Source organism: Pseudomonas grandcourensis (assembly GCF_039909015.1).
Classification (GTDB): domain Bacteria; phylum Pseudomonadota; class Gammaproteobacteria; order Pseudomonadales; family Pseudomonadaceae; genus Aquipseudomonas; species Aquipseudomonas grandcourensis.
The window spans coordinates 2,675,933-2,691,882 of record NZ_CP150919.1; the positions used below are offsets into that span (position 1 = coordinate 2,675,933).

At 61.8% G+C, this 15,950-nt stretch carries 13 protein-coding genes and 1 pseudogene; 12 read left to right on the forward strand and 2 right to left on the reverse strand.

Going from position 1 to position 15,950, the window contains the following annotated elements; all coding sequences use genetic code 11:
- Window positions 1-66: 66 nt before the first annotated feature.
- Window positions 67-999 (reverse strand): GntR family transcriptional regulator, encoded by a 933-nt coding sequence (locus AABM52_RS12040; RefSeq protein ID WP_347911960.1) that lies wholly within the window; start codon window positions 997-999, stop codon window positions 67-69.
- Window positions 1,000-1,199: 200 nt separating this feature from the next.
- On the opposite strand from AABM52_RS12040, the gene AABM52_RS12045 reads away from it, so the two are divergent.
- The 11 genes and pseudogenes from AABM52_RS12045 to AABM52_RS12095 all read left to right on the forward strand — a co-directional run bounded on the left by AABM52_RS12045 (window position 1,200) and on the right by AABM52_RS12095 (window position 11,967).
- Complete coding sequence (locus AABM52_RS12045) at window positions 1,200-2,255, forward strand: spermidine/putrescine ABC transporter substrate-binding protein (protein WP_347911961.1); 1,056 nt, start codon at window positions 1,200-1,202, stop codon at window positions 2,253-2,255.
- An 82-nt stretch (window positions 2,256-2,337) separates the two neighbouring features.
- Window positions 2,338-3,198: an ABC transporter permease gene (locus tag AABM52_RS12050; RefSeq protein WP_046042463.1), complete on the forward strand. Its 861-nt coding sequence runs from the start codon at window positions 2,338-2,340 to the stop codon at window positions 3,196-3,198.
- Window positions 3,195-4,001, forward strand: coding sequence for an ABC transporter permease (locus AABM52_RS12055; protein ID WP_347911963.1), 807 nt, complete (start codon window positions 3,195-3,197; stop codon window positions 3,999-4,001). The genes AABM52_RS12050 and AABM52_RS12055 overlap by 4 nt, the downstream gene beginning before the upstream one ends.
- Entirely contained in the window at window positions 3,994-5,073 is a 1,080-nt protein-coding gene (locus AABM52_RS12060; RefSeq protein WP_347911964.1) for an ABC transporter ATP-binding protein, read from the forward strand. The genes AABM52_RS12055 and AABM52_RS12060 overlap by 8 nt, the downstream gene beginning before the upstream one ends.
- A gap of 32 nt (window positions 5,074-5,105) precedes the next feature.
- Window positions 5,106-6,389: a glycosyltransferase gene (locus AABM52_RS12065; RefSeq protein WP_347911965.1), complete on the forward strand. Its 1,284-nt coding sequence runs from the start codon at window positions 5,106-5,108 to the stop codon at window positions 6,387-6,389.
- Window positions 6,382-6,750, forward strand: coding sequence for a cupin domain-containing protein (locus tag AABM52_RS12070; protein ID WP_347911966.1), 369 nt, complete (start codon window positions 6,382-6,384; stop codon window positions 6,748-6,750). The genes AABM52_RS12065 and AABM52_RS12070 overlap by 8 nt, the downstream gene beginning before the upstream one ends.
- 24 nt (window positions 6,751-6,774) lie before the next feature.
- Window positions 6,775-7,119, forward strand: coding sequence for a cupin domain-containing protein (locus AABM52_RS12075; RefSeq protein WP_007976122.1), 345 nt, complete (start codon window positions 6,775-6,777; stop codon window positions 7,117-7,119).
- Window positions 7,120-7,124: 5 nt separating this feature from the next.
- Window positions 7,125-8,198 carry a phosphotransferase gene (locus AABM52_RS12080; RefSeq protein WP_347911967.1) on the forward strand — a complete coding sequence of 358 codons (1,074 nt, stop codon included), beginning with the start codon at window positions 7,125-7,127 and terminating at the stop codon, window positions 8,196-8,198.
- Window positions 8,179-9,687 (forward strand): aldehyde dehydrogenase family protein, encoded by a 1,509-nt coding sequence (locus tag AABM52_RS12085; protein ID WP_347911968.1) that lies wholly within the window; start codon window positions 8,179-8,181, stop codon window positions 9,685-9,687. Before AABM52_RS12080 ends, AABM52_RS12085 begins: the two co-directional genes overlap by 20 nt.
- Before the next feature lie 27 nt (window positions 9,688-9,714).
- Window positions 9,715-10,191: pseudogene (locus tag AABM52_RS12090) on the forward strand (NTP transferase domain-containing protein); the annotation flags it as partial.
- A 297-nt stretch (window positions 10,192-10,488) separates the two neighbouring features.
- Entirely contained in the window at window positions 10,489-11,967 is a 1,479-nt protein-coding gene (locus AABM52_RS12095; RefSeq protein ID WP_347912619.1) for an aldehyde dehydrogenase family protein, read from the forward strand.
- Between the two features lie 1,048 nt (window positions 11,968-13,015).
- On the opposite strand, the gene AABM52_RS12100 is transcribed toward AABM52_RS12095, so the two are convergent.
- The gene (locus tag AABM52_RS12100) at window positions 13,016-14,182 is read right to left on the reverse strand and encodes an MFS transporter (protein WP_048392538.1); all 1,167 of its coding nucleotides are present in this window, start codon (window positions 14,180-14,182) and stop codon (window positions 13,016-13,018) included.
- Window positions 14,183-14,276: 94 nt separating this feature from the next.
- Here AABM52_RS12100 and AABM52_RS12105 point away from each other — a divergent pair, with 94 nt between their 5' ends.
- Entirely contained in the window at window positions 14,277-15,170 is an 894-nt protein-coding gene (locus AABM52_RS12105; RefSeq protein WP_347911969.1) for a LysR family transcriptional regulator, read from the forward strand.
- The last annotated feature ends 780 nt before the right edge of the window (window positions 15,171-15,950 follow it).

Genomic DNA, 15,950 nt, shown 5'->3' on the forward strand with positions numbered 1-15,950 from the left:
GCTCCTGAAGGTGTTTTTGATGCTGTCTTATTTTCAAAAAAAAATCATCATTTTTTTGCGAGGTGTTTAACGACGCCCGAACAGATGGCTTTGCGGGATGCCACGGTTAGCGGTTTGCGGACGCTGCGCGGCGCTCAGGCGCAGGTGCAGGCGCAGCAGGTCGGCGGCGATCTCCATCTGCCCGCGTTCGATCTGCGCGATGATTTGCAGGTGCTCGCGCAGGGCCTCCTGCAGGCGGTGCACGCTCACCGATGGCAGCAGGTTCGGCAGGCGTCGCAGGCCCTGGTGCTGGAGCAGGGCGTCGCTGATGAAGCGGTTGCCGCAGCTCTGGGCCAGCAGTTCGTGGAAGCTGATGTCCAGTTCGCGAAACTGTTGGATATCGAAATCTTCCACGGGGCGGGCGAGCAGGCTTTGCGTGGCGCTGCGCAGCAGGGCAAGGCGTTGCGGGTCGGCGTTGAAGCTCGGGCTGAGCAAGGCTTCGGGTTCGAGAATTAGACGGAATTTCAGGCTTTCTTCGAGAGCGGCCAGGCTGTTCAGCGACGGGCGAAACAGCCAGGACTGGCCGGGGCCGCGCTCGATGGCCTGGTTTTCGCTCAATTGCTGCAAGGCCTTTTGTGCCGCTGGCCGGCCGATGTCGTAGCGACGCATCAGCTCGCTGATGCTGATGCTGTCGCCCAGGCGCCCGGCCATACGGTCGCGCAGTACCGAGGCGGCCAGTTCTTCTTCCTCGGCTTGCGGCAAGGCAGCGTTGAATGCCTGGCCCGTCGGCGAGGCCAACAATCGGTAGCCCTTGCCGGCTTCGTGGCTCAGCAGGTTTTCTTCGAGCAGCACTTTCAGCGCGCCGCGAATCAGCGTGCGCGAGACCTGGAACGTGCGGGCCAGGGCCTGTTCGGCCACCGGGTCGCCGGCCACCAGGCCGCTTTCCTGGGTGTGGTCGAGGATGCGCCGGGCCAGTTCCAGGTGATTGGTGCGCGGTTTTTTTTCGGCTGTCGTGCTCAAGCGTCTTTTCTCGTTGTGATCCGCTGTGGGACTCAGTTGCCCATCTTATGTCATGCGCCGGCGAAGCGTCAGGCTGGAAAAAAATGCGTTGACATCTTTTGATACTGGTCCTAATTTCTGAAAAAAAACACCAGCAATCGTTTCTCGTTTTGCCGTACTGCCTTCGAACACAACAATAAACAATCGTCGGGTGAGTATTTATGAGCAAGCTGAATGATCTTCTGTGCGTGGGATTGGCCGTTTCCCTGGCGATCGCTTCACAGGCTGCAAGTGCGAAAGACATGGTGATTTCCATCTGGGACGGCTACATGGCCCCGGATGCGCTGGAGAAGTTCAAGGCTTCCAGCGGTGTGGACGTCGACAAGGCGCTGCACGCCACCAACGAAGAAATCATGGGCAAGCTGATGGCGTCCGGTGGTGAAGGGTACGACGTGGTGTTCGTCTCCTCGCCTTTCGCCGAAGTCCTGCACAAACAGGGGCTGCTGGCGGACATCGATCCGGTCAAGGTCCCCAACCTGAAAAACCTCTACCCCGAAGCCACGCACCTGGAGTATGACCAGGGCAACCGGTTCTCCGTGCCTTACACCTGGGGCACCACCGGCATCTGCTACCGCTCCGACAAGGTGGCGCCGGCGCCACAGAGCTGGAACGAACTGCTCAACCCGAGCGATGCCCTCAAGGGCAAGGTAACGATGCTCGCCACCGACCGCTGGATGCTCGGCGCCGGGTTCCTCGCCAAGGGCTGGTCGGTCAACGACAGCGACCCCGCGCAAATCGCCGCCGTTCGCGACCAACTGATCGCCACCAAAAAACGCATTCTCTCCTTCGACGACACCACCTTCTATTCCAAGCTGGCCTCCGGCGAATCGCTGATGGCGCATGCGTGGGACGGCTGGTGCAACTACGGCACCCAGGCCAACGCGGCGATCAAGTTCGTGGTGCCCAAGGAGGGTTCCGACCTGTGGGTGGACACCATGGTGGTGCTCAAGAGCTCCAAGCACCAGGACGAAGCCTTCAAGTTCATCAACTTCATGCTGGCCAAGGAAAACCACGCCTGGGTCGCTGAAAACATCCTCTACAAAGTTCCCAACCAGGCGGCCATGGCCGGGTTGTCCGCGGACCTGCTCAAGCAATACCCCAACCTGACCATCGCCCCCGCCGAGCTGCTGAAAATGGAGCAATTGCGCGACCTGGGCGGCACCACGCAAAAGGCCTACACCCGCGCCGTCACCGAAATCATGGCGGCGCAGAACTAACGCCACGTCGATCCGAGGCATGCCCTGCATGCCTCGCCACGCTCGCAAGCCGCCTCTGTCCTGAGGCGGGAGGATAGGGTTAATGAGTGCTTTGCATGCTGACAGGCGTCTGTCGGCCTGGCTTCTTGCGCCCGGCTTCGGCTGGCTGCTGATGTTCCTGGTGATTCCGTGCCTGCTGGTGCTGGTCTACAGCTTCGTCGAACGTGGCGCCTATGGCGGCATCGACTGGTTGTTCACCTGGGAAAACTACCAGCGCGCGTTCGATCCGCTGTACCTGGGCATCCTGCTCAAGTCGGCGAAGATCGCCGGGCTGGCCACGGTGTTTGCGGTGTTGATCGGCTACCCGGCAGCCTATGCGATTGCCCGGGCGCCACGGCGGCGTCAGGCGGTGTATCTGTTCCTGGTGATGCTGCCGTTCTGGAGCAACTACCTGATCCGCACCTACGCCTGGATCGTCCTGCTCAACCGCGAAGGCCTGATCAACCGCCTGCTGCAATTGTTCGGCTACAGCGGCGAACCCATCAGCTTGCTGTACACCGAATCGTCCGTGGTGCTGGGGCTGGTCTACAACTACATCCCCTTTGTGATCCTCGCGATTTTCTCGTCGCTGTCGCGGATCAACAACGAACTGTGGGACGCCTCGAAAGACCTCGGCGCCTCGGGCTGGATGACCTTCCGCCGGATCATCCTGCCGCTGAGCGTGCCGGGTATCGCGGCGGGCGCGGTGTTTGTCTTCGTGCTGAGCATCGGCAACTTCATCACTGCCGACCTGCTGGGCGGCAAGCAGGTGCAGATGGTCGGCAACCTGATCTATTCGCAATTCCTCACGGCGCGCGACTGGCCGTTCGGTGCGGCGCTGAGCTTCTTCCTGATCGCGATCATGTTGATCCTGCTGTTCATCCAGGCACTGGTGGCCCGTCGTGCAGAAGGGGCGCGCTCATGAGTCAGTCTCGTTCTGTCAGCGGCACCGTGCTGGGTTCGCACCTGGGGCTGGTGTACGCCTTCCTTTATATACCGATCCTGGTGTTGATCCTGCTGTCGTTCAATAAGTCCGGATTGCCCACCGCCTGGGGCGGCGTATCGCTGAAGTGGTACGCGGCACTGGCGCACAACACGGCGATTCTGTCGGCGGCGCTCAACACCCTGATCGTTGCCTTGTCGGCGACCTTCATTGCCTGCGTGTTCGGGACGTTCCTGGCGCTGGGCATCGAGTTGCGCCGCAAGGGCAACGACAAGGGCCAGGTGGTCGATACCTTGCTGATGGCGCCGATGATCATCCCCGACATCGTGCTGGCGATTGCGCTGCTCAGCTTCTTCAACCTGCTCAAGGTCGGCCTGGGCCTGCACTCGATCATCATCAGCCACGCGGTGTTCAACATCGCCTTCGTCTGCGCGGTGGTGCGCACGCGGCTCAAGCACTTCGACTATTCGATCCTCGAAGCCTCGATCGACCTCGGTGCGAGCTGGTTCACCACCTTCCGCCGGGTGCTGTTGCCGGTGATCTTTCCCGGTGTGCTGGCGGGCGGTTTGCTCTCGTTCACCCTGTCGGTGGACGAATTCATCATCGCCTTTTTCAACTCAGGCTCCGGCCAGGCTTCGACCACGTTGCCCATGCAGATCTACGCCATGATCCGCTTCGGCGTCACCCCGGAAATCAACGCTCTGGCGACGCTGGTGATGCTGGTCAGCATCACCGCGCTGCTGGCTTCGCAGCGTCTCAACAAGGCTCCTCGCACCCATGAATAACTCTTCCGCGGTACTGATCCTGGATAAGGTCAGCAAGTCTTATGGCAACGGTCTGGCGGTCAACGAGGTGTCGTTGAGCATCCGCGAGAACGAGTTCTTCGCGCTGCTCGGGCCGTCCGGTTGCGGCAAGACCACGCTGCTGCGCATGCTCGCCGGTTTCGAGACCCCCAGCGGTGGCTGCATCTACCTGGACGGCAATGACATCTCGCCGCTGCCGGCGAACAAGCGTCCGCTGAACCTGATGTTCCAGTCCTACGCGCTGTTTCCCAACATGACCGTGCGCAAGAACATCGCCTACGGCCTGGAAATGGAACGCCTGCCGGAAAGCGAAATCCGTCGCCGGGTCGATGAAGTGCTGAGCACCGCGCAACTGGGTGAGCTGGCCGAGCGCAAGCCCGATCAGCTTTCCGGTGGCCAGCGTCAGCGGGTGGCTTTGGCCCGGGCGCTGGTCAAACGTCCGCGGGTGCTGTTGCTCGACGAACCTTTGGGTGCCCTCGACAAGAAGCTGCGGGAAAAGATGCAGCTGGAACTCAAGCGCCTGCAACACGAGAGCGGCATCACCTTCATCATCGTCACCCACGACCAGGAAGAAGCCCTGGTGATGTCCGACCGCATGGCGGTGCTCGATGGCGGCAAGGTGTGCCAGTGCGGCAGCCCGACCGAGCTCTACGAAAACCCCAACAGCCGTTTTGTCGCCAACTTCATCGGCGTCAGCAACCTGTTCGAAGGCGTGCGCTCGGGCCAGCACTCGGTGCGGGTCAACGGCCAGGAGCTGAGCGTTGAAACTGACGCGCCGCTGGTGACCGGCCAAGCCGTCGCCGTGGTGGTCCGCCCCGAACGCCTGCAAGTTCTGACGGAGCAGGGCGGCGATTGCGCCAATCAGGTCAGCGGCAAGATCGTCGAAGTCGCCTACCACGGCCTCGACACCAACCTGCACGTGCAGACCCCCCTCAGCGACAAACCGCTGATCGTGCGCGTGCCGTCCTCACAGTTTGAATTCGCCCATTTTGCAATCGACACGACCATCCGGCTGGGCTGGCAGGCCCGGCATGCCCGCGTATTGACGCGCTGAACAATAAAAAGACCAGGCAGGAGCAGCACTCGATGAAACAGAAAGTGATCGCATTCTTCCCCGAAGCCGCCTACGGCCCGGCCCTGAACTCAGTGGGTATCGCCCAGGCCTGTGAAGCCCTGGGGCACAAAGCGGTGTTCCTCACCGACCCGGGCATGAGCGGTGTCTACGCCGGTTATGGTTTTGAAGAGCACATGGTCAACATGTCGGCGCCGATGCCGGCCGAAGAGATGGCCCGCTACTGGGTGGATTTCATCAACGGCCACATTCCGAACTTCCGCAAGTCGCCGCTCGACCAGATCGACAACTACGTCAAGGAATGCTGGGCCGCCATTGTCGAAACCGCCAAGTGGGCGCAAAAGGACCTGCCGGCGGTGCTGGACAAGGTCAAGCCCGACCTGATCTGCGTCGACAACGTGATCCTGTTCCCGGCGATCAAGCAGTACGGCAAGCCGTGGGTGCGGATCATTTCCTGCTCGGAAAACGAGATCGAAGACCCGGATATCCCGCCGCACCTGTCGGGCATGAGCATCGACGACAAGGCCGGCCACGCGCAATTCCGCCAGCGTTTCGAGGAAGTGGTCGGGCCGATCCACGACGACTTCAACCAGTTCCTGAAGGCCCATGGCGAGCAGCCGTATCCGCTGGGCACCTTCTTTGAAGCCTCGCCGTTCATGAACCTGTTGCTGTACCCGGATGCGGTCAAGTTCGACCGCCGCCATCCGCTGCCGGCCGAGCGCTTCCATTACCTGCAGGGTTGCGTGCGCCACGACACGGCCTACGAGGTTCCCCAGTTTCGAGCGAACAACGACAAGCCGCTGCTGTACGCCAGTTTCGGCAGCCTCGGTTCCGGCGATGTCGAGCTGCTCAAGCGCCTGATCGAGGCGGTGGGCAAGCTGCCGTACCGGGCGCTGTTCAACGTCGGCGAGCACCTCGACGAATACCCGGACCTGCCGGACAACGTGCAGATTTCCAACTGGTTCCCGCAGCCGTCGGTGATTGCCCAGGTCGACGCGGTGATCCACCACGGCGGCAACAACAGCTTCACCGAGTGCCTGTTCTTCGGCAAACCGGCGATCGTCATGTCCTACGTCTGGGACGGCCACGACAACGCCATGCGCGCCGAAGAAAGCGGCCACGGCTTCAAGCTCGACCGCTATGAGTGGAGCGAAGAACAGTTCGCGGAAAAACTCCACGCGTGCCTCAACGACGAGGCGATGCGCCAACGCCTGCAGCGCACCAGCGCGCAGATGCAATCCCGCAAGGGGCCGCAAGACGCGGCCGCGATTCTCGACAAGGTGCTTAACGATGCCTGATTCATCCACCACGGCGGGTATCACGCCGTACCTCGAAGGCGTCAGCAGCCGCACCGACCTGGTGGACTGGGGCGTGCAGAGCGATGCCGTCGAAGGCGTCTCGCATTCCAGCGGCCGCTTGCTGTTCAAGGGCCCGAACAACAGCCCGGAAAGCGGATTGTGGGTGTGCACCCCCGGGCGCTGGCGGCTGTCGATTCCCCGGGACGAGCTGTGCCATTTCCTCGCGGGACTCGCCACTTACCGTAACGACAACGGCGAAGTGATCGAAGTGCGCCCCAACACCCTGGTGCTGTTCCCGGCCGGCTGGACCGGTGAATGCCACGTCCGGGAGACCCTGCGCAACGTTTACATGCTGGCTTGAGCCTGACTTTTTGGAGAGCAACACATGACTACCCCGTTTCTGTACGACCCGCTGAGCATCACCGACGTCAAGGATTGGGGCGTGATCCCGACCATGCTCGAAGGTGAATCCCGTGTTTCCGGCGTGGTGCTGCACAAAGGCCCCGAAGGCCAGTCCGAATGCGGTATCTGGATCTGCACCCCGGGCAAGTGGTTCTGCCATGTGACCAGCGACGAGTTCTGTCACTTTCTCGAAGGTCGCTGCACTTACGTCCACGAGTCCGGCGAGGTGATCGAGATCAAGCCGGACACCGCCGCCTTCTTCGGCAAGGACTGGAAGGGTGTGTGCACCGTCCACGAGACCATCAAAAAGGTCTACATGATCCGGTGACTGCCATGACAGATGCACTGGCGTCATTGCCAACCCGTGAGGACCAGCGCGCCGCCTTTCTGGCCCGCGCCGGTTTCGCCGGGGCCTTGCTGGTCGCCTTGCCGGCGGATGCTTCGACCCGTCGTTATTTCCGCCTGGAGGGCGCGGGCCTGTTGCTGATGGATTCGCCCCCCGACAGTGAGCCCATCGGCCCGTTCGTGCGGATCGCCCGGCAGTTGCAGGGACTGGGCCTGTCTGCGCCGGCCTTGCTGGAAGTGGACGAGGCGGCGGGGCTGGCGTTGATCGAGGATTTCGGCCACGACACCTACACCCGGCTGCTGCTGGCCGGGCATTCGGAGTCGGCGTTGTATCACCTGGCGGTCGATACGCTGGTGGCGTTGCATCGCGCAGCGCCAGCCACGGAACTGGCGCCTTACGACGGGCAGCGACTGGCGGACGAGTACGCGCTGTTTATCGACTGGTACGTGCCGCTGCTGATCGGCAAGGACGCGGCGCAGAACGTGCGCGATGAGTATCTGGCGTTGTTCGCCGACGCCTGCCGCGATGTCGCAAAACGCCGCGAAACCCTGGTGCTGCGCGACTTTCATGTCGACAACCTGATGCTGCTGCAAGGCCGTGAAGGCGTGGCGGCCTGCGGCTTGCTGGATTTCCAGGACGCCATGGTCGGGGCGGCGGCCTATGACCTGATGTCGCTGCTCGAAGACGCCCGGCGCGATGTGCCCGAAGCGCTGCGCAAGGCACTGATCAGCCATTACCTGTTGCAGCGCCCGGAGCTGGATGCGCCGGGTTTTCTCGAAGACTACCGACGCCTGGCCGCCCAGCGTCACGCCAAGGTGCTGGGGATTTTCGTGCGCTTGGCCGGCCGTGACGGCAAGCACGGTTACCTGGCGCACCTGCCGCGCACTCTCGGGTTGTTTGTCCGCGCCCTGGACGCCGAGGCCTTTGCGCCGCTGCGTCAGTGGCTCGACCGGCAGGTGCCGGGCTGGCGTGAAGAATTGCCCGCCGAGACCCTGGCGACGTTACGTGAAACCCCTTATCGATTGGTTCAAGGATCATCCCATGGCCACGTTCAACACTGACACCGCATTGCGTTTCATCAATTCCGAGTTCCTGCCGCTGACCGATGGCCGGGTGCGCGAAGTGCTCGACCCGGCGACCCTGCAAGCGGTCGGGCAAGTCGGCGTGTGTGGCGAAGCCGATGTGCAAGCCGCCACCGATGCCGCCACCGCCGCGCAAAAACAATGGCGCGTAGTGGATGCCAAAAGCCGCGCCGCGCGCCTGCATCAACTGGCCAATGCCATCGAGCAGAATGTGGCCTGCAACCGTGAAGTCGCCCGCCTGATGACCCTGGAAATGGGCAAGCCGTTTCCCGAAGCCATGGGCGAGCTGGCCAACTGCGCGCCGATCTTTCGCTACTACGCGGAAATGGCCCGGGACGATGCCGGCAAGGTCGCCGGCACCACGCAGATCGGCTCGTTCCAGCATGTACGTTACGAGCCGTACGGCGTCAGCGTGCACATCATGCCGTTCAACTTTCCGATCCTGCTGATGTGCTGGACGGTCGCCGCGTCGCTGGCGGCGGGCAATGCCTGCATCATCAAGCCGGCGGAAGCCACGACCCTGTGCACCCTCAAGTTCATGGAGCATTTCACCGCATTGCTGTCGGGGCTGGTGTCTTGTGTGCCGGGCGATGCGGTCACCGCGCAGTTGCTTGTGCAATCGGCGCAGACCCACGCAGTGGCGTTCACCGGCAGTGTGGCGGCGGGCAAGGCGGTGGCCGTGGCCTGTGCCGAGCGGATGAAACCATGTGTGATCGAGGCCGGTGGCAGCGATCCGTTGATCATCTCCCGACATGCGCCGCTGGAAGTGGCGGCGGCGGGTGCGGTGACGGCTGCGTTTCACTTGAGCGGGCAAATCTGCACGTCGGCCGAGCGTTTGTATGTGGTTGACGAGATCCATGACGAATTTGTCGCCAGGTTCGCCGAGCGTACCCGTGCGTTGCGCATCGGCCATGGCCTGGAACGCTCGGAGATCGGGCCGATGGTCAGCGAGGCGGCGCGCAACAAGGTCATGCGCCTGGTCGATGACGCCGTGGCCAAGGGCGCGAAAGTGATCTGCGGCGGACGGATTCCACCCGAGCACAGCATCGGCTGGTTCTATGAGCCGACCATCCTCACCGGCGTGACCGGCGACATGGCGATTGTGCAGGAAGAGTGCTTCGGCCCGGTGGCGGCGATCTGCCGGGTCAGCGATTTCGATGAGGCGGTGCGCTTGGCCAACGACTCGCCGTTCGGCCTTGGCGCCTCGCTGTTTTCCACCGACTTGGCCGAAGCCATGGAAGCCGCCGAGCGTCTGGAGGCGGGGATGGTCTGGGTCAACAATCCGCTGATCGACAACGATGCGCTGCCGTTCGGTGGCTGGAAGATGTCCGGTCTTGGACGCGAACTCGGGCGTCAGGGGCTGGAAGCGTTCCGTCGCTCGAAAATGGTCATCATCGACCACCAGCCGAAGATTCAGGACTGGTGGTATCCCTACGCCGACGACGTGTTCTATCGCGATCCGGCCTGAAGCCGGGATGCACACAGGAGGATCGCGATGAGCGACAACATTGGCTGGCCGACCCTGGCGGTGATTCTCGCAGCCGGGCAGGGCACGCGCATGCGTTCGCCGCTGCCCAAGGTCTTGCACCCGGTGGGCAACCAGCCGCTGCTCGGCCATGTGCTGGCGGCGGTGGAGGCGGCGGGCATCGAGCAACGGGCGGTGGTGGTGGGCGCCGGCGGCGGGCAGGTGGCCGGGTATCTGCAACAGGTGGCACCGACGGCGCAGGTGTTTACCCAGCACGAACAACTGGGCACTGCCCATGCGTTGCTGACGGCCCGGCCTGCACTGGAGGCTCACGAGCAGGGTTGTGTGTTGGTGCTGTTTGGCGATTCGCCGTTGATCACCCCGCAGACCTTGAACCGTTTGCGTCGGGCGCTGATAGACGGCGCAGCGGTGGCGGTGGCGGGTTTCCATACCCAGCAACCGGGCCCCTATGGGCGATTGCTGGTGAAGGACGGTCGTTTGCGGGCCATCCGCGAAGCCAAAGACGCCAGCCCGCAGGAACTGGACATCAACTTCTGCAACGGCGGCGTCATGGGCCTGCGCGCCGACACCTGCCTGTGGCTGCTGGAACGTATCGGCAACCGCAACGCCCAGGGTGAGTACTACCTCACCGACGCGGTGGCGGTGGCCAATGAAGCGGGGCTAACGGTGACGGCCGTGGAAGTGGATGAAATCGACGTGCTCGGGGTCAATGACCGCGAGCAACTGCAGGTCGCCGAGCAGCTGTACCAGCAGCGTCGAAACCGCAGGATCAAGGAGTGTCCCATGGGTGACTATCAACGGTTGTACATCGGCGGTGAGTGGGTCTCCCCCGTCCAGCGCGGTGTTTTTGAAACCCTCGATCCGAGTGACGAGTCGGTGCTGGCGCGGGTTGCCTCGGCGACCGCAGAGGACATCGAGCTGGCCGTGACGGCGGCGCGCAGGGCGTTTGACGAAGGTGACTGGCCACGCTGGTCCGGCAAACGGCGGGCGCAAGTGCTGAGGAACATCGCCGAGGGCATCCGCGCTCGCCAGGACGAACTGGCCGCCATCGAAGTGCGCGATAACGGTAAACCGCTACCGGAAGCGTTGTGGGACATTGCCGATACTGCCGGGTGCTTCGACTTCTATGCGGGACTTGCCGAGCAGTCGGACCAAGACAATGAGCAGTCGATCGAGTTGCCGGATACGCGCTTCACCTCGTCGGTGATCAAGGAACCGGTGGGTGTGGTCGCGGCGATCATCCCGTGGAATTTCCCGATGCTGATGGCCGCGTGGAAAGTCGCCCCGGCACTCGCGGCGGGTTGCACCCTGGTACTCAAGCCTTCCGAACTGACTCCGCTGACCGCCCTTGAACTGGCCGGCATCGCCGACAAGGCCGGGTTGCCGGCCGGGGTGCTGAATGTGGTCACCGGCCTGGGGCGCGAGGCGGGAGCGCCGTTGGCCGAACACCCGCAGGTCGACAAGATCGCCTTCACCGGCAGCGTGCCGACCGGACGCAAGATCATGCAGGCCGCCGCCGGCGAGATCAAAAACATCAGCCTGGAACTGGGCGGCAAATCACCTTTCGTGATCTTCGCCGACAGTGATCTGGAAGCGGCGGTGGAGTGGATTCTGTTCGGGATCTTCTGGAACCAGGGCCAGGTCTGTTCAGCCACTTCGCGGGTGCTGGTGGAACGCGGGTTGTACCCGGCACTGCTGGAACGCCTGATTGCGGCTACCGAGCAGATTCAGATTGGCCAGGGCTTCGAGGAAGGGGTGAAGCTCGGGCCGCTGGTCAGCCAGGGGCAACTGGACAAGGTGCTGGCGGCCATTGCAGCCGGTCAGCAAGAGGGGGCGCGGCTGGTTTCGGGCGGTGTGCGGCCGGGTCATCTGGAAAAGGGTTATTACCTGACGCCGGCGATTTTCGCCGATGTCCCCGAGGACAGCGCCGTGTGGCGCGAGGAGATTTTCGGCCCGGTGGTGTGCCTGCGCACCTTCGACACCGAAGCCGAGGCGATCCGCCTGGCCAATGACTCGCCGTTCGGGTTGGCGGCGGCCGTCATGTCCCGGGATATCCCGCGCTGCGAACGGGTCGCTCGCGGTTTTCGCGCGGGCATCGTGTGGGTCAACTGCTCGCAACCGACCTTCGTCGAGGCACCCTGGGGTGGCTACAAGCAAAGCGGCATTGGTCGCGAACTGGGTGAGTGGGGCTACAACAGCTACCTGGAAACCAAGCAGATCACCCGATACAACGGCAAACCCTGGGGGTGGTATCTGAAGTGACGGGAGCGCCAGAGCGGCCTGCCTCCGGACAGGGGGCAGGTCATTTTTCCCGATCTGTTTGCCTATGTGTGCAATTGCATCGAATTGACCACCCGTTTGCACGCGACCTGACCACCAATTGCATCGGATTTGACCAGCACGCTTTGTCACCATGATCGGCAGAGAACGGCCCTGGCTGTGTAAAAACGCGGACACTGTTTTGATGTCTGCGTCGCTACGTAAAATCTGCCAAAGATTGGTGAATCAGCGGACCTGAAATTTGCGTAGGAACGCGACTTTCGTTCCGGTTCTGACTGTCAAACCTGCTCTAAACCGTTTTTACACAGCCTCGGCCAGTAGCTGCCGTTTGCCAAAGGCAGAAGCCGGCCCGAAGCGGTCAGTCGCAAGACAAGCGTCTGCCTCAACTCGGCTTTTTTCGCGCTTCAGTCCCCCGCAGCCGTTTGAGAGGGTGCTCCTGGCAAACGCCCCCTCTCAATCTGTTTTGACCACGGCTGGCTGAATCAGACAATGCCGACAAACGACAGGATAAACAGGACGATCACGACGGCGCCAACGAGGTAAATAATATTGTTCATGACTTCACCGCTTCATTTGGATTGAGGGAAGAAACAGGGGGTGTTTAAACAGCTGACACCCTCGTTCGCGTTTACGTTCCGTTACCCTTGCAGCAAGAGCGATCCTGAGGCTATCGGCTAAAGCGCGTGGCCAGGCTGTGCAGGTAATCGGCCATGGCTTCGAGATCCTGGCTGATTGCCGCGCCTGGCCTGTCCGGCACTGTGATCAAAGAGTTGAGCGATACGTGTGATCTGTTGATTGGGCTTTCTAACTGAGCATGCCCATATCTAGTCGCCCTTGGGGGCCGTGGTTGTCGCTAAAGGTGAGCGCCACCAACGGATCGTTTTCTGCCTGTCACGAAGGGCAGAAGTCGACCCAAAGCTGCCGGTCAGCAATGGCTAAAATTGACCGATTGCCGCCCCTCGCCAAGGGCAGCAATTCTACTACTTGCCGCCACTCATCGATGGTAACGAACCACTCCCCCCCATCTTCGTCACACCACTGCTGCTTCAATCGTTCTGGAACGCCAGGCATAAGCCAACACCATCAGCAGCCCCAGAGCAGCCATCGCCGCTCCGGCCAGGGAAATCGCCGGATAACCCAGACCAGCGTTGATCACCGCTCCGCCCAACGCTGCGCCAATCGCGTTGCCAAAATTGAAGGCGCCAATGTTCACCGCAGAGGCAAGATTGGGCGCGTCCTTCGCTGCTTCCATGACGCGCATCTGTAGCGGCGGCACCAGGGCGAAACTGGCGATACCCCATATCAGGATGGCCAGAGCAGCCGGCACCGTCCAACGCATCAGCAGGGTGAACGCCAGCAAGACGAGAATCAGAACGCTTAGCGAGACGATCAAGGTGCGATCTATCGAGCGGTCGGCGGCCTTGCCGCCCCACATATTGCCCAGCGTCAACCCCACACCAAAAAGCACCAGCATGGCGGTGATGTAGGCGGTGGAACTATTGGTCTCGCTGCTGAGGATCGGCGCGATGTAGGTGAAGACGGTAAACATTGCACTCGATCCGACTACGGTCAGGGCCAACGCGCCCAGCACCGGACCACGCCCCAGTACCCGAATTTCGGCCATTACACCGACGCTTTGCGGCGTCTTCAGGTTAGGCAGGGCGAACCACAACGCGGCCATGGTCACCACGCCGAGGCCGGTAATTCCCCAGAAAGCGGTGCGCCAACCGAACAGTTCACCAAACCAGGCGGCCAGCGGCACACCGCCGATGGTCGCCAGGGTCAGGCCCATGAACATCGCCGCAACCGCCCCGGCACGTTTCTCCGGGGCGACCACGCTGGCGGCGACGATGGAGCCAACGCCAAAAAATGCACCATGGTTCAGTGAGGTCACCACCCTGGCGACCATGAGGCTGTAGTAATCGGTGGCCAGGGCTGACATCAGATTACCCAGGGTGAAAATCGCCATAAGCCCGATCAGCAGATAGCGCCGGGGAATCCTGCCGGTGGTCAGGGTCATCAGCGGTGCGCCGAGCAATACGCCCAGCGCATAAGCACTGACCAGCAAACCGGCGGCGGGAATGGAAACGCCCAGATCCGCAGCGATACCCGGCAACATGCCCATGGGGGCGAATTCTGTTACGCCGATGCCAAAGGCACCGATGGCGAGCGCGACAAGTGGTGGGTTGATACGCATGGAAGGCTCCTTATCTATGCCGCTAATGCTACGATCCAGTCTTTTCAGGCGGTAGATAGCATTTTTGGCAATCACCTTTGCGCAGGAGGCACAAGTGGATTTCAACGGCAGGTCAGGTGAAATGAGCGTGTTCACCACCGTGGCGCAGGAAGGCAGCCTGTCGGCCGCCGCGCGTGCACTGGGCCTGACACCCTCGGCAGTCAGTCGGATCATCGCGCGTACCGAGCAACGTCTTGGCACCCGCCTGCTGTTGCGCACCACCCGAGCGATCACCTTCACTGCCGAGGGCGAAGCGTTCCTGCGCGGCGCCCGGCGTATCCTGGCCGACATGGACGAGGTCGAAGAAGCCATCGCCGACCAGGGCGTACCCAGGGGGCGATTGCGGGTCAGTGCCGCCCTTGGCCATGGGCGGCTGGCCATCGTTCCCTTGGTCGCAGCATTCAGCGCCCGTTACCCGAACATCGTCGTCGACCTCACCCTCGGCGACGAAGTGGTCGACATTCTCGGCGGGCAGGCCGACGTCGCGGTCCGCTTTGGCCATCTGCCCGACAGCCCGCTGACCGCGCGCAGGATCGGCGACACCGGCCAGGTAGTGGTGGCATCGCCCGAGTATCTGCAGCGCCACGGCATCCCCCAGGAACCGGAAGACCTGCTACAGCACAACTGCCTGCGCTTCAACTTCCGGCGTGCCGAACCCAACTGGCCGTTCATCCGCGATGGAAAAGAGTTTTCCCTAAAGGTCAGCGGCAACATCGAATGCAGCAGTGGTGAAGCGCTGGCACAACTCGCACGAGTAGGTGCCGGCATTGCACGTATCGGTGAGTTCAGCGTGAGCGAGGATCTGCAGCGAGGCGACCTGATTCCGCTGTTGGAAGCCTGGAACCCCGGGGACCAGGAACCGATTCATGCGGTGTTCGTCGGCGGGGCGGCAATGCCGGCGCGGGTGCGATTGTTCGTGGACTTCTTGCTGGAACATCACCGGATGTAAACGGAGGCGTAAGCTGATATTTCCGGGTACTCGTGATGTTGAAGTGACCAAAACATTTTTGGGTGCACTATCAATAGGTGGTTTACCTTACTGGAACAATCGTGAGCTCTGGCATTGATGGGTCGTCCGCACGTCTTAAATGGCCGTCGTGAAAGACCGCTTTTGGCCGATTACTGCCTATGGCGAAGGGCAAAAATCGACTGTGGATTCAACCGGTCGATGCAACACAACTAAATTCTGCGCAGCATTGATCAATGTTTCGTCTGAGCGTTCTCTACCGGTTATGGTCACGAAGCGTGGTGGTCAAATCCGATGCAAATGACGGATCAGGTCGAATGCAAATGGGTGGGCAAGTCTGTGCAATTACCCAGCCTATGGAACTGCAAAGCATTCTGGCAATCGAAACCTATACGGGCGAGACGGACGTCGTAATGGTTACGCGTTGGCATTGAACGCCCTGTTTGGCTGTAAAGCCGGGAGGGTTGCATGGAAAGGGACGCGATGTTCAAGTTCCTTGCGGGCTACCTGTTGATGTGTGCCCTGTTGGCATGGGGGGTGATCCTGGCGTCTCACTGGATTGCTTCTCGCCTGCTGCTGTATTGGATTATTTAGCGCCGACCCTCGCTGCCACGCTCCTACATGTCGATTCTTCCAGCACCACAACGGTGCGACCCGCTGTCTGGCCTTCTTCCTCCGCTCCTTAGCCTGCGAAATCAGTCCGGTTCGCTGAACCGGCAACTGACCCAATTCAAGGATTGAGTCAGTTGCCGATGCTACCCG